This is a genomic window from Lentzea sp. NPDC004789 (assembly GCF_053601075.1).
The window spans coordinates 87,868-101,867 of record NZ_JBSGBE010000002.1; the positions used below are offsets into that span (position 1 = coordinate 87,868).

Annotated in this window: 8 protein-coding genes; 1 reads left to right on the top strand and 7 read right to left on the bottom strand. The window is 69.0% G+C overall.

The genetic code is table 11. The annotated features are described in order from the left end of the window. Positions 1-164 precede the first annotated feature (164 nt). The 7 genes from ACWEIJ_RS04665 to ACWEIJ_RS04695 all read right to left on the bottom strand — a co-directional run bounded on the left by ACWEIJ_RS04665 (position 165) and on the right by ACWEIJ_RS04695 (position 12,044). A complete protein-coding gene (locus tag ACWEIJ_RS04665; RefSeq protein ID WP_449835807.1) occupies positions 165-1,892 on the bottom strand; it encodes a cellulase family glycosylhydrolase in 1,728 nt (575 codons plus the stop codon). A gap of 154 nt (positions 1,893-2,046) precedes the next feature. Continuing rightward, positions 2,047-3,102 (bottom strand): LacI family DNA-binding transcriptional regulator, encoded by a 1,056-nt coding sequence (locus ACWEIJ_RS04670; RefSeq protein WP_449835808.1) that lies wholly within the window; start codon positions 3,100-3,102, stop codon positions 2,047-2,049. A gap of 74 nt (positions 3,103-3,176) precedes the next feature. Then, positions 3,177-6,029 (bottom strand): glycosyl hydrolase family 95 catalytic domain-containing protein, encoded by a 2,853-nt coding sequence (locus tag ACWEIJ_RS04675; protein ID WP_449835809.1) that lies wholly within the window; start codon positions 6,027-6,029, stop codon positions 3,177-3,179. Positions 6,030-6,199: 170 nt separating this feature from the next. Beyond that, complete coding sequence (locus tag ACWEIJ_RS04680; protein WP_449835810.1) at positions 6,200-7,597, bottom strand: endo-1,4-beta-xylanase; 1,398 nt, start codon at positions 7,595-7,597, stop codon at positions 6,200-6,202. Between the two features lie 38 nt (positions 7,598-7,635). Continuing rightward, complete coding sequence (locus tag ACWEIJ_RS04685) at positions 7,636-9,117, bottom strand: family 43 glycosylhydrolase (protein ID WP_449835811.1); 1,482 nt, start codon at positions 9,115-9,117, stop codon at positions 7,636-7,638. Between the two features lie 15 nt (positions 9,118-9,132). Continuing rightward, positions 9,133-10,083: an arabinan endo-1,5-alpha-L-arabinosidase gene (locus ACWEIJ_RS04690; protein ID WP_449836342.1), complete on the bottom strand. Its 951-nt coding sequence runs from the start codon at positions 10,081-10,083 to the stop codon at positions 9,133-9,135. A gap of 29 nt (positions 10,084-10,112) precedes the next feature. After that, on the bottom strand, positions 10,113-12,044 hold the full coding sequence (locus tag ACWEIJ_RS04695; protein WP_449835812.1) for an alpha-L-fucosidase: 1,932 nt from the start codon (positions 12,042-12,044) through the stop codon (positions 10,113-10,115). Positions 12,045-12,362: 318 nt separating this feature from the next. On the opposite strand from ACWEIJ_RS04695, the gene ACWEIJ_RS04700 reads away from it, so the two are divergent. Next, positions 12,363-13,991: a fatty acyl-AMP ligase gene (locus ACWEIJ_RS04700; protein WP_449835813.1), complete on the top strand. Its 1,629-nt coding sequence runs from the start codon at positions 12,363-12,365 to the stop codon at positions 13,989-13,991. Positions 13,992-14,000: the final 9 nt, after the last annotated feature.

Here is a 14,000-nt window from a genome sequence, read left to right on the forward strand (position 1 = left end):
GGAAGGTCGGTGTTGACAACATAAGCACGGTCGCAGGCGGGTTCACTAGCCTGAACGAGCGATGTTCAATTTTTCGTTGTTCAGAAACACCAAGGCGAACGTCATTCGATGAGGTCCCGCGGTTCGGCGTCGAAATGAAAGGTGAAACCGCGCGGCACGAACCGTCAGCCGGTGCTTCCGGTCACCGAGGTGCCGGACTTGGTGAGGTAGTAGGTGATCCGCGTTCCGCTCCAGAAGTGGAACGTCAGCGTCACCCGGCCGTCCGCGACCTCGGCGAAGAACTCCGGCTTGAGGATCATCCCGCCCGCGGTGTAGTCGGGCTGGAAGTTCTGCCAGAACTCCTTGAACGTGGTCCAGTCGGCCGGTCCCGCCGGGCGGCCGTCGGCGTACTTCGCCTCCATCGTCGCGAGCTGGTCGCCGTGGAACTGGGTGGGGATGGTGAACGACGCGGTCGTGCCGGTGGCGGCGGCCTGCGTCGGCGGGTCGTAGCTGATGATGCTGATCTGCCAGGGCACGCCTTGGGAGAACCGGGCCTCAATGGTCGCGTTGACGCCGTAGGCGCGGTTGCCGGCGAGCCGGGTGAGGGCGGCGGCGGTGAGCGTCAGGGTGGTGCCGGACACGGTGTAGTCGGTGCCGTTGACGAGGTTGACGTTGCCTTGCCGAAGGCCGCGGAACGAGGTGCCGTTCAGGTTGAGCGTCAGCGACTGGGCGGTGATCGTGCCGTCGCGGCGCAGGTAGACCTGGTCGGACGAGGCCGTGCCGGACCGCGTCGTCCAGCTCGTCCTGGTCAGGTCGTACAGGCCCTGGTCGCGCCAGCGCAGTTCGGTGCGGTTCAGGAACTGGCCCGCGTCCCAGATCATCGTGGTGAGCTTGCGGATGCGGGCGTGGTAGCCGACCGCTTCGACGAACTTCAGGAACTCGCCGCGTTCGATCACGCCCGGCCGGGTGTGGTCGTAGCTCAGCAGCGCCCATTCGCCGATGATCACCGGGATGCCCCGGGACACGAACGTGTTGTACACGCGGTCGAAGGTGCTGACGAGGTCCTGCTCCACCTCCGCGTTGTAGCGGGTGAAACCGGCGATGTTCACGCTGAACGGCCAGAAGCCGTAGAAGTGCACCGTCGCGGCGATGTTGGTGTCGTGCAACTGGTCGTAGCTCGCCAGGAACGCGTCCAGCCGGGGCTGGTCGGAGGCGGTGTGCACGGTGGGCAGCACCAGCAGCCGAGTGGCGTTGCGACCGCCGGACCCGCGGACGATCCGGTGGAACTCCGCGTTCAGCTCGTGCAGCGCCCTGGCGTCCTCGTCGGTGCCGGAGGTGCCGGCGAACTGCGGTTCGTTGATGCTCTCGAACACGAGCTTCGAGGAGTGGTCGCGGAACGTCGTGGCGATCTGCGACCACAGGGCGGTGTACCTCGCCATCACGGTCGCGCGATCGCTCGGGTACGTGTTGATCCACTGCCACGAGTCGTGGTGCAGGTTGATCATCACGTAGAGGCCCTCCGCCAGGGACCAGTCGACGATTTCGCGGACCCGTCCCAGCCAGGCCGCGTCGATGGGGTAGCCCGGCGCGGCACCGTGGTGATTGCTCCACGTCACCGGGATGCGGATGCTCTTGTAGCCCTGGGAGCGCACGTGCCGCAGCAGGGCCTGCGTCGTGCGCGGGTTGCCCCACGACGTCTCGTCGGGGATGGCGTCCATCGTGTTGCCCAGGTTCCAGCCCGGCTGCATGGCGGCGACGGTCTTCATCGCGTCACCCGCCTGCGGCTGCGGCACACCACCTCCCGCCGCCTGGGCGCCGGTCGCCGTGAGCGCCCCGGTCACGAGCAGCGCGGCCAGCGCGCAGGCGGTCAGGCGAAGCCGGTGCGCGGCTCCGCGTGCGTTCAAGAAGCTCAACACTTCACTGTCCCTTGCGGTAGATGGGTCCGCGGCGCGGCGAAGCGCGGTGGTCATCGGGAGCAGGACGGGCGAGACGACGTGCCCGGAATCTAAGCGCTTAGATTCCGGGCGGTCAAGGACGGCGCAGCCGATCGACGAGCGTTCGACGAAATCAATTCGAGAAAGGGCAGCCGCAACTGGCCCGAATGACGGGCTCGGTGGGCAAAAGCGCCTGCGCGGGCCCCGCTTCCGGATCGAGGAGAAGTCGTACCGCCGTGCGGCCGACGGTCTCCATCGGTTGCTGGACGGTGGTCAACGGAGGCGATGACAGGCGCGCGGCGACGATGCCGTCGAAACCGGTGACCGCCACCTGGCCGGGAACGTCGATGCCGGCGTCGCGCAACATCTCCAGCACGACCAGTGCCTCCTGGTCGGTGGCGCACACGAAGACGTCGGGAAGGCGTCCACCCGCCAGAACGGGCGCCAGCGCGCCACGGGTGGTCGCCTCCCGGGCGGGCGTGCTCGGCAGCGACGGGGTCACCGCGAGTCCCGCGGCGGTGAGCGCTTCGACGTAGCCGCCGAAGCGCTCCGAGAACTCCGCCGTCACGCTTTCCTCGCCAACGTAGGAAAAACGCCGGTGTCCGTGTTCGCGCAGCAGGTGCTCGACCAACCGGCGCATGCCCGACCGGTGGTCGACCAGGACCGTCCGCGTGCCGGCCGCGGTCGTCTCACCACCGAGCTCGACCACCGGGATCCGGCGCGCGATGCGGGCCAGGGCCTCGGCGGGCGCGGCGCCCGCGAACGTGATCAGACCGTCGACGCGTCCGGCGACGTCGACCACGGCCGGCGGGCCGGTGCCCGATCCCAGCATCAGCGCCAGTCCCCGGCGGCGGCACTCGAGTTCCACGCCCCGCTGGACCAGGTCGGAGTACAGCGGGAACAGCCGGGCGTCACCGGTCGCCTGCGCCCGCAGCTCGTCGGCGGGGTCGTGGTCCCCCTCGCTGTCGAGCAGATAGCTCAACGAGTACAGGCCGATCGCGCCGGTGCGGCCCTTCGCCAGCCCGCGTGCGTTCACGTTCGGCACGTAGCCCAGGTCGGCCGCGGCGGCCAGCACGGTGTCGAGCGTCTTCCGGCGCACCCGTTCCGGCTGGGCGAAGGCGAACGACACCGTCGCGATGGACACCCCGGCCCTCTCGGCGACGTCGTACACCGTGGGCCTGCGCGCCATCGGGTCGCACTCCTCAGCTCGGTGACGGGGTCACCTCGCCATCGTGATCCACGGCGACCGCGGCGTCAAAGCGCTCACCCGAAGACCTGGAACTCCGCGAGCGACAGCGGTCTGTCGGAACCCACGAGCTGGACGCGGAAGTACCGCGCCGTGCGGTTGACCGGCAACGACAGGGTGGGTTCCATGGCCGCGGACCGGAACAGGCTCCACACTCCCGGTTGAGCCGCGGTGACCTGGGGGTCGGTCGAGGTGAACGGGGTGTCCGAGGCGAAGACGTAGTACTGGCGCAACCGATCCGAGCAGCAGTCGGTGCGGTTCCACAACGTCACCGAGCTCACCGCACGGGAAGCGCCGAGATCCACCTGCCACCACGGGTTCGTGTCGAGCGGCCGGTCGGAGGTGTGCGTGACCGAACCCGAGAAGTACGAGCCGTTGGTGTTGCCGTCCACCGCACGGCCCGCGGCGCCCCCGCCCGAGTACGTGCTCGACTGGCTCGCCGCCGCGTTCAGCGCCAGGTCGACCGGTTTCCGCGTGGTGCCGACGACGCGGTAGGCGTGTCCAGCGGTGGCGGCGAAGGTCATCCGGTCACCGGTGACCGTGCCGCCGACGGGCTGGCCGGACGTGGTGTCGATCAGGGTGTACCGGCCGGCGAACACGCCGTTGCGCACGGTCAGGTTCCCGGAGCCGGCCGGCCTGAGGGTGAAGTCGACCCCGTCGGTCGACGTCCACGACACGTCCACGGTGACGTCGCCGCGTGCCTTCAGCCCCGTCACCGAGCCGGCCGGCCAGGCGCTCGGTTTGGCCGGCAGGACGTGGACGACGCCGTTCTGGCTCTGCAGCAGCATTTCCGTGATTCCGGCGGTGGCGCCGAAGTTGCCGTCGATCTGGAACGGCGGGTGGGTGTCGAAGAGGTTGGCGAGCGTGGAGCCCTTGAGCTGCTCGGCGAGCATCTTGTGGGAGTGGTCGCCGTCGAGCAGGCGTGCCCAGAAGTTGATCTTCCACGCCTTGCTCCAGCCGGTGCCGCCGTCGCCGCGGTCGATCAGCGTCGCCTTGGCCGCGTCGCCGAACGCGGTGCCGGCCGCGATCTGGTGGCCGGGGTGCAGCGCGTAGAGGTGCGACACGTGCCGGTGCTGCGGCTCGCCGGTGATCGCGTCGCTCTTCCACTCCTGCAGCTTCCCGCCGCCGCCGATCCGCAGCCCGGGGTCCATCGCGCTCAGCTTGTCCTGCACCCGGGCGCGGAAGGTCGCGTCGGCACCGAGCGCGGTGGAGGCGGCGACGGTGTCGGTGAACAGGCCCCAGACGATCTGCTGGGCCATCGAGTCACCGGCGGTGAACGGGCCGTGCTCCGGTGAGTAGGTCGGGGTCGCGACGAGCTTGCCGTCGCGCGGGTCGGTGCGCAGGTTCGCCAGCCAGAACTCGCTGGCGCCCTTCAACAGGGCGTAGGCGCGGTTCAGCAGCGCCTGGTCCTTGCTGAACACGGCGAGGTCGTAGACCTGGGAGGCCAGCCAGCCGTTGGCCTCGGGGAACCAGAACGCGGTCGCCCAGTCGTGCACACCGGTGAAGCCGAACGGGTTGGTCTCGTTGTTCACCAACCAGCCGCCCGTGCCGAAGATGGTGTTCGCGGTGACCTGACCCGGTGCCTTGAGCGCCTCGACGAACCGGACGAACGGCTCCGCCGTCTCGGCCAGGTTGGCCTGCCCCGCGAGCCAGTAGTTCATCTGGATGTTGATGTTGGTGTGGTAGTCCGCGCTCCACGGCGGCGAGGTGGAGTTGTTCCACACGCCCTGCAGGTTCGCGGGCAGCGACCCGCTGCGCGACGAGGCGATCAGCAGGTACCGGCCGTACTGGTAGTACAGCGCTTCCAGCGCCCTGTCGTCGGACGAGGAGCCGCCCGTGTAGGCGGCACGCAGGTCGTCGGTGGGCTTGTTCGGCACGGTCTGGCCGATGTTCAGCTTCACCCGGTCGAACAACGCCCTGTGGTCTGCCACGTGCGCGGCGCGCAGGGCGGCGAAGGACTTCGCCGCTGCGGCGTCCACAGTGGACTTGACCCGGCCGCCGGGATCCGTGCCGCGGTAGTTCGGGTAGGTGTCCGCGTAGTCGGTGCCGGCGCCGAGCACGAACGTCGCGCTGTTCGCACCGGACACGGTCACCGCCGAACCGCTGCTGCTCACCGTGCCGCCGTCGGCGAGCACCTGGATCTGCGCCTCGAACACCATGCCGTTGTTGGCGAGCTTGCCGCGGATCGTCAACCGGCCACCGGAGGCCGTGGCGGTGAAGTCGTTGCGCGGCGAGGTGTAGCGCAGGGTGAACGACACCTTGCCCGGCCGATCGGCGCCGAGGCGCCCGACCATCACCTTGTCGGGAAAGCTGACGAAGTACTCGCGGTCGTAGGCCACCCCGTCGTTCGTGTAACCGACCTTGGCGGTCGCGTCGCCGATGTTGAGCTCACGCCGGTACCCGGAGTACGAAGTGGACTGTCCCGCCAGGTCCAGCCTGAGGTCGCCGAAGGTCTGGTAGGCGCCGAAGTTGGTCTTCGGCTGGCCCAGCTCGCCCGCCACCCACTTCGGATCGGCCTGGCCGTTCTGGTCGATCGTGTTCACGACCTCGTCGAGCGCCCCGGGACGCGGCGAGGTCCAGTTGCCGAAGTTGTAGCCACCGGCCGCACCGGGACCGCCGGTCCACAGGGACTTCTCGTTGAACTGCAGCTGCTCCGAGGTCACCCCGCCGAACACCATCGCGCCCAGCGCGCCGTTGCCGATCGGCAACGCCCGGCTCTCCCAGTCGGTGGCCGGCTCGTCGTACCAGAGCGTGTTGCCGTCCGGAGCCTGCTGGGCGCCGGCGGTGGGAGCTCCCCCTGGCGACAGAACGAGACCTGCCGCCAGGACGGCCGTGGCCGCGAGAGCCGATTTCGACAGTGGTCCACGCATGGACACCCTCCGTTGGGTGCGAGGTACGAGCAGGCAACCTCGGCGAGGATAGATCCGATGTATCGGTGAGCGATAGTCCTCCGGCCAAGGAAAATCCCACCACAGCCATACAGACACCCCAAACGCGGGTATCTGACCTCCGACCTATCGGCCCGTTCCACCGCAACTGCTCAGAGGGACCACTGCTGATGTCCGCCGCCGGTGCAGGCCCCCAGGACCACACGGGTGCCGTTGGCGGTCGCGGCGCCGCTCACGCTCAGGCACAGCCCCGACTGGGCGTTGGTGATGGTGCCGTTGGCGTTCAGGTTCCACTTCTGGCCGGCACCGCCGTGGCAGGTCCCGATGATCACCGCCGTGCCGGTGCCCGAGGCGTCGAGGCACCGTCGCGAGTCACCGGTGTAGACGATCAGCTCGCCCTCGGTCGTGCGGGTCCACTGCTGGTTGGCTCCGGTCGAGCAGGCCCAGATCTGCAGCTGCGTGCCCGTGGTGGTCGAGGCGTTCGGAACGTCCAGGCACTTGTCCGCCCCGACCGCGCGCACCGGGCCGCGTGGGTTGTTGAGCGCGTAGAGCACGTCGTAGTAGGCCTGTTTCTTGGCGTAGTTGCTGTCGAACAGCAGCGGTGTCTCCTCCTTGCGCCACGAGTACTTGTCCGTGATGCCCCAGATCGTGATGCCGGTGCAGCGTGAGACGGCCAGGCAGGCCTGGGTGACCTTCCGGTACACGTCGGCCTGGGCCGAACCGCTGCCGCCGACGTCGAGCTCGGTGATCTGCACCTCGACGCCGAGATCGGCGAACCGTTGCAGGTTCGCCTGATAGGTGCCCAGCGAGGAGTTCGAGCTGAGGTGGCTCTGGAAGCCCACGCAGTCGATCGGCACGCCACGGCTGCGGAAGTCCCGCACCATGTTGTAGATCGCCGTGCTCTTGGTGTTGACACCGTCGGTGTTGAAGTCGTTGTAGCAGAGCTTGGTGTTCGGGTCCGCCGCGCGGGCCGCGCGGAACGCCTCCTCGATGTAGCCGTCGCCGAGCTTCTGCTGGAAGACCGACTGCCTGCGCGTGCCGTCCCCCAGGAACGCCTCGTTGACCACGTCCCAGGCGTAGATCTGCCCCTTCCAGTGGCCCATGACCTGGTTGATGTGGTTGTTCGTGGCCGAACGCAGGTTGGTGGCGTCGAGGTCGTTGACCCAGCTGGGAAGTTGTGCGTGCCACACCAGCGTGTGCCCGCGGATCGTCATGCGCTTGTTGCTGGCCCGGCTGACGATCTCGTCCGCGGGAGCGAAGTTGAACTGGCCGCGCTTGGGCTCGGTCGTGCTCCACTTCATCTCGTTGCCCGGCGTGACGCCGTTGAACTCCGTGGTCCACGTGTTCACGTACTCGGCCTCGTCGAGATGGCCGGAGATCCCCGCGCCGAAGTACCGCCCGGTCCGGGCCGCCGCGGCACCGGGTGTGCTCGCCGCCGCAGCGGGTCCCGGGAACCACACCAGGGTGGCCGCCGACAGCGCCGCGGTCGACAACGCCGCCGCGATGACCCACCGCCGCAGTGGCTTGATGCAGATCAACTCGTTCCTCATCTCGATGTCGGAGCAGGGGTCGCGGGTCTTCGAGGCCGTCAGCCCGTCTCGCCCGAGGGCGCGGTGAGCGTGGCACCGAGCCGGACCGGGGTGCCGAAGTTCGGCGAGCCGTCGGAGTTCCAGGTGAACTTCTGCGCGCGGGTCGACCGGTTCATGTCGCAGCCGCCGGACGCCGAGTCGTTGGCGTGGTAGACGATCCAGTCCTCGGTGCCGTCGGGCGACTTGAAGAACCCGTTGTGGCCCGGCGCGTACACGCCGTTGCCGTCGTTGCGCTGGAAGACCGGGTTCGGCGACTTGGTCCAGTGCGCGCTGTTGAGCGGGTCGGTGCCGGTCAGGGTGAGCAGGCCGAGCTTGTAGTCGGGGCCCCAGCACGCGCTGGCCGAGTAGACGATCATCGTGCGGCCGTTGTGATACAGCGGTTCCGCGGCCTCGTTGACCTGCCCGCCCTGGTTCTCCCACGCCAGCGTGGGCCGGCTGATCGTGCGACGAGGGCCGGCGATCGTGTACGGGTTGGCCAGCGGCGTGACGGTCAGGCTCTGGGTGCCGTCGATCGCGCTGCCCAGCAGGTAGAGGTTTCCGTTGTGCTGCAGGATGCTCGGGTCGATCTCCCACGTGTCGCCGAGGTCCGCCTTGAACGCGTACGGTCCCATCGGGTCGCTGCCGGAGCTCTCCAGGACGTGCAACCGCTGCGTGGGGTTGAAGTCCGGCACGTTCTGGCCGGCCACGTAGTACAGGTACCAGCGGCCGTTGAGGAGGTGGAACTCCGGCGCCCACATGTTGCAGCACCCGTTCGGTCGGCCCGACAGGTCGAACACCACGGTGTCCGCCGCACTCGGCAAACCTGCGAGCGTCCGCGACTTGCGCATGGTGATCGTGGAGTTCCACGTCGTCGTGGCCAGGTAGTAGTAGCCGTTGTAGTACTGCAGCCACGGGTCGGGACCGTTGCGCTTGATCGGGTTGGTGAACGTGCGGGCGGCGCCGAGTTTCACCAGCTGCCACTGCTGGTTCGTGCCGCCGGTGTCGGGCCACTGGATGATCTCGGCGCCGTCGGCGGTGGAGAAGCCGAGCACGTCGACCGCCTTGCCGCTCGCGCGGTTGATCAGCCGGACCTGACCGTCCGGCGAGTCCGCCGGCCGGAACTGCTGGCCGGGGCGGTTGGCGTCGGTCGTCTGCACCAGGCCGGTCCGGTCCGCCGTGGACGGGAAGTCGAGGACCTTGCCGCTGTGCCTGGACTTCAGCCGGTAGTAGCCGCCGCCGGAGTCGACGAACTGCCACTGCTGCCACGCGCCGTCGTTGCGGGTGTACTGCGAGATCCGCGCCCCGTCGGCGGTGGCCAGTTCGTAGACGTCCAGCGCCTTGCCGCTGTTGCGGTTGACCAGCACGTAGGACGCACTGGTGTCCACGATCGCGGCGGACGCGGTCGTCGGCAGTGCGCTGGTGGTCCCGCCCAGCATCGTGACCGCGGTGGCCAGCACGACGGCGGTGCGCCGGCGACGGCGCCCGGCAGCTGATCTCAACATCGCCTCACAGTGTCCTCAGTAGACGAACGGCCAGCCGGCCGAGTCGTAGCCCAGCAGGTTGATGCCCAGCAGTGGTGCGCCGTTGTCGGCGTAGTAGTGGTAGGTGAAGATGTCGCCGTCGACGTCGGCGAAGACGTCCTGATGTCCTGGGCCGTGCACGTTGTCGTGACTCGCCAGGATCTCCGTGCCACCCCCGGAGGTCATCGGGGTGCCGTTGCGGTCGAAGAACGGCCCCGTGACGCTGGTCGAGCGGCCGGCCATCACCCGGTACGTGCTGGACGCGCCCCGGCAGCAGTAGTCGAACGAGACGAACAGGTAGTAGTACGAGCCGCGCTTGACGATGTTCGGCGCCTCGATCGGACCGCCGTTGCGGCCGGCGATCGAACGGATCACCGAGTCGGACCGCAGGCCGTTCGACGGGTTGAGCGCGACCATCTTGATGCCGGACCAGAACGACCCGAAGCTCAGCCACCACCTGCCCTGGTCGTCGACGACGAGATCGGGGTCGATCGCGTTGAAGTCGTCCGACGACCGGGACTCGACGACCAGGCCGCGGTGGGTCCACGTACCGGAGTTGCCGCTGGGGCTGGTGGCCAGGAAGATCGCCGAGTTGTTCGACCCGAACGTCGAAGCCGAGTAGTACATCCAGTAGAGGCCGTTGCGGTACGACAGGTCCGGTGCCCAGAGATGGCGGCCGCCACCGGTGTAGCCGGTGGTCCACGGCGCACCACCGGGGAACGCCGAACCCGCGTCGCGGAACGCGATCCGGTCGGCAGAGGTCTTGAGCGAGATGTTGTCACCGGTGTGCGCCACCAGATAGCTCCCGTCGGAGCGCCTGACCGCGCTGGGGTCGTGCACGCCGACGTCCCCGGTCACCCGGCCGGGCCCGGGATAGGCCGACGCGGGCGACGCCGTGCCGACGGCGACGATCAGCGCGGCCAGCAGCGTCAGGGCGGTCTTTCTCAATGCGACCACGGGGTTCCTCCGCCTTCGGGTCAGGACGGGATGAGCTGCCACTGCTCCTGGGGAGCGTTCTGGTAGTCCCACTGGTCGAGCACCGTGCCGTCGGCCGTGGAGGCGTCCGGGACGTTGAGCGCCCGCTGGCTCAGCCGGTTGGTGAGGAGGTGGTAGCCGCCCCCGACCGGGGTGACCGCCCAGTGCTGCTGGTGGACGTTCGCATCGCTCCAGATGCCCATCTTCCCGCCGTTGTCCCGCGAGAGTCCGCCCACCTCCAGCAGCTTGCCGCTGTTCTGGTCGCGGATCTTGAAGTAGCCGTCCCCGGTGGAGATGAACGTCCACTTCTGACACGCGTTGCCGTTCCAGGTCCACTGCTGCACCGGCGTGCCGTCGGCGGTGCCGGCGTTGCGCACGTCGACCACCTTGCCGCTGTGCCTCGCCTGGAGGCGGTAGACGGTGTTCCCCGCCGGGAACCGGGAGACGAGCTGCGGCCGTGCGGACCGCCCGCCGATGTGGACGCCGTTGACGTTGGCGTATCCGCCCGTGGCGGCCGTGACGTGGATGCGCACGAAGCCGACGTTCCGGTTGGGCCACTCGGCGATCTTGGGTTGCGGACCGGCCGCCCAGCTGACGTTCGCCGCTTCGGTGAAGTCCACCCCGTTGGTGCTGGTGGAGATCCGTGCGGCGGTGATGTCGCCGTTGGTGTTCGCGCCGTCACGGTTCCACTGCTTGGGTAGATACTCCAATGTGGACACGTTGCTCCACACGCCGCCGAGGTCGACGGTGATCGTCTGCGGCAGCGTGCGGCCGCCTCCCCACGTGGACCAGCAGGTCTCGAAGCCGACGTCGCTGCGGTTGTCGATCGCGTTGTACGCGAACTCGCCGTTGTTGAACGACGAGGCGTAGGCCGCCACCGCGTTCACCGGCCACTCGACGCGCAGGGGTTGCGCCGGCAGCGGCGGGCGCGAGCGGTTCGGGCTCCAGGCGGCCCCGACCTCCGCCAGCCGGTCGACGATGTTGGCGTCGAGCCTGCCGTCGCGGTTGGGCGGGCAGTTCAGCAGGTACGAGGTGTACTTGGGTTCGAGGTCGCGCAGGTCGGCCAGGATCGCGTCCCGGCTGCGCGGGTTCGTCGTCGGGGTGCTGGGATGCCAGAACCAGCCGTTGCTGATCGTCTCGCCCTGGACACCCGCGTAGGCGTTGCCCGCGGGAGCACGCACGCCCAGCGGTGCCTCGAAGAAGATCGCGTCGCTGAGCCACGGTTGCGACAGCCCGCCGATGTCGACCATCACGCAGTCCGGCTGCAGCGACTTCACCAGCTCGCGCACCGCCTGGTACGAGAGCTGCTGCTGCCCCATCTGCCAAGACCAGCCGTCGGTCATCAACATGTCGATGGTGCCGTAGTTGCTCAACAGCTCGCGGATCTGCCCGAGCACCACGGTCAGGTCGCCCGGTTCGATGGACTGGGCCGGGTCACCGACATGCCCGCCGTACGCCTGAATGGTGTGCGTGCGGTCCCAGATCGAGTAGTACAGCCCGACCCTGAGCCCTCGGGCGCGGAACGCGTCGACGTACTGGCGCACCACGTCCCGCCGGTAGCCCGAATAGGCCACGTTCTGCCGGTCGAACGCCGTGGGCCACAAGGCGAAGCCGTCGTGGTGCTTGGTGGTCAGCACGCCGTAGCTCATCTTCGCGGCGGCGGCCGCGGCAGCCCACTGCGCGCAGTCCACAGAGGACGGCGCGAAGAGCGAGGGGCTCTGCCCGCCCGCCGCCCACTCCTCGTCGGTGAACGTGCCGAGGTTGAAGTGGTTGAACATGCCGAACCGGAGGTCCGCCAGCTTCGCCAGGTTCGTCTGCGGGTCCGCCGCGAAGGCGCGTGGCGCGTGTCCCGCGAGGCCGGGCGCCGCCACGGCGACCGCCGCGACACCCGTGGCCGTCAGAAAACCGCGGCGGGACATTCCCGAATTCGCCATTGACACTCCCGCCACCCGAAACAATGAACCGCCCCAGATGTTAAAGCGCGTCCACTGCGGACGCAATGACCTCCTAGCGGGAGAGTTTTCGCAGTTCAGCGGCCTGTTCGACGCATTTCAACGGAACGCGGGCAGCATTTCGATGAATTTCACTTCCACGGGACCCGTCGAACATTCGACGAACACCACCCGGTTGCCTTCTCCGGGCGCGCGAAAGAGCCGGGACACCACAGTCCACTGTGGACTGTGAACCCGGTCTCAGCGCTTGCCCGGCGCCGGTCATCACGGGCATGGTGGGCCCCGGAGGTGTTGAGGCACATGGAAGATCTCGTTTCTCTCTACCGCGCCCGCGTCGACCGCACACCGGCCGTGCGCGCCTGCACGTTCGTCTTCGACCCCGCGGTGGACGCCGGTGCGCACCACCTCACCTACCTGGAGCTCGACCAGGCCGCGCGCAGGACCGCGACGTGGCTGCGGGAGCACTGCGCGCCGGGCAGCAGGGTGTTGCTGCTGCACGCGCCCGGTCTGGACTTCCCGGCGTCCTTCCTCGGCTGCCTGTACGCGGGGATGATCGCGGTGCCCAGCTCGCGGGCCGGCAGGTTCTCCCACGAGCAGCGCAGGCTCACCGCCATCGCGCGGGACGCGGCCATCAGCGCCGTGCTGACCGACTCGGCGGGCATGGAGGACACCGCCAAGTGGCTTGCCGGGGCGGGAATCCAGGTGCCGTGCGCGGCCGCGGACGCTCTTCTCGACCAGGACGACGTGCAGCTGAGCCCCGGCGGTGACGCCATCGCCATGCTTCAGTACACCTCCGGCTCCACCGGGACGCCGAAGGGCGTGGTGGTGCGCCACCGCAACCTGGTCGCGAACGTCGGCAACATCGTGCGCACGCTGGGGCTCGCGCCGCACCAGCGCCTGGGTGGCTGGATCCCGCTCCACCACGACATGGGCCTCATCGGCCTGATGCTGCCGGGGCTGCTGCGCACCGCCGGCTACGTGCAGATGGATCCGATGTCGTTCCTGCGCAGGCCTTTCCACTGGTTGCGGATGATCGACACCTACGACGTCGGCGGGACCGCCGCACCCGACTTCGGTTACGACCTCTGCGTCCGGCGGATCTCCGACGACCAGCTCGCCGAGCTGGACCTCTCGCGTCTCACCACCGCGGTGTGCGGCTCCGAACCGGTGCGGCCGCGGACCGTGCGCGCCTTCGCCGAGCGGTTCGCACCGGCCGGGTTCCGGCCGGACGCACTCGTGCCGATGTACGGGCTCGCCGAGAGCACGCTGATGGTGACCGGCCGGGCCGGTCGTCCGCCGCTGGTCACCGAGATCGACGCGGACGCGGTGGCGAACGGGATTCTCCGGCCCGGCAACGGCAAGGAGCTCGTGTCGTGCGGGCGTCCCCAGGACACCGAACTGCGCATCGTCGACCCCGCCACCGGAACCGAGCTGCCGGAGGGCCGGATCGGCGAGATCTGCCTGAGCGGCCCGAGCGTCACGACCGGGTACTGGAACCGGGGCGAGTTCGGGCCGTTCCTGCGCACCGGCGACCTCGGAGGTGTCCTGCACGGCGAGGTCTACGTGACCGGCCGGCTCAAGGACGTCATGGTGCTGCACGGCCGCAACGTGCACCCGCACGACGTGGAGCAGGAGCTGCGGATGTGCCACGGCGAGCTGGAAGGGCTGCACGGCGCGGTGTTCTCGGTGCCCGACCCGGAACGGCCGGTGGTGGTGCACGAGGTCCGCGCCCGCTGGGGTGCCGAACGCCTCTCCGAGCTCGCCTCCGCGATCAGGCAGACGGTCGCGCGCGAGTTCGGGGCGGCGCCCGGTGTCGTCCTCGTCCGGCCCGGTTCGGTGCGGCGCACGACCAGCGGGAAGGTGCAGCGGTCGGCGATGCGGGAGCTGTTCCTGCGCGGCGAGCTGGACCCGCTCGCCGCGCACCTCTGACGGCACGCC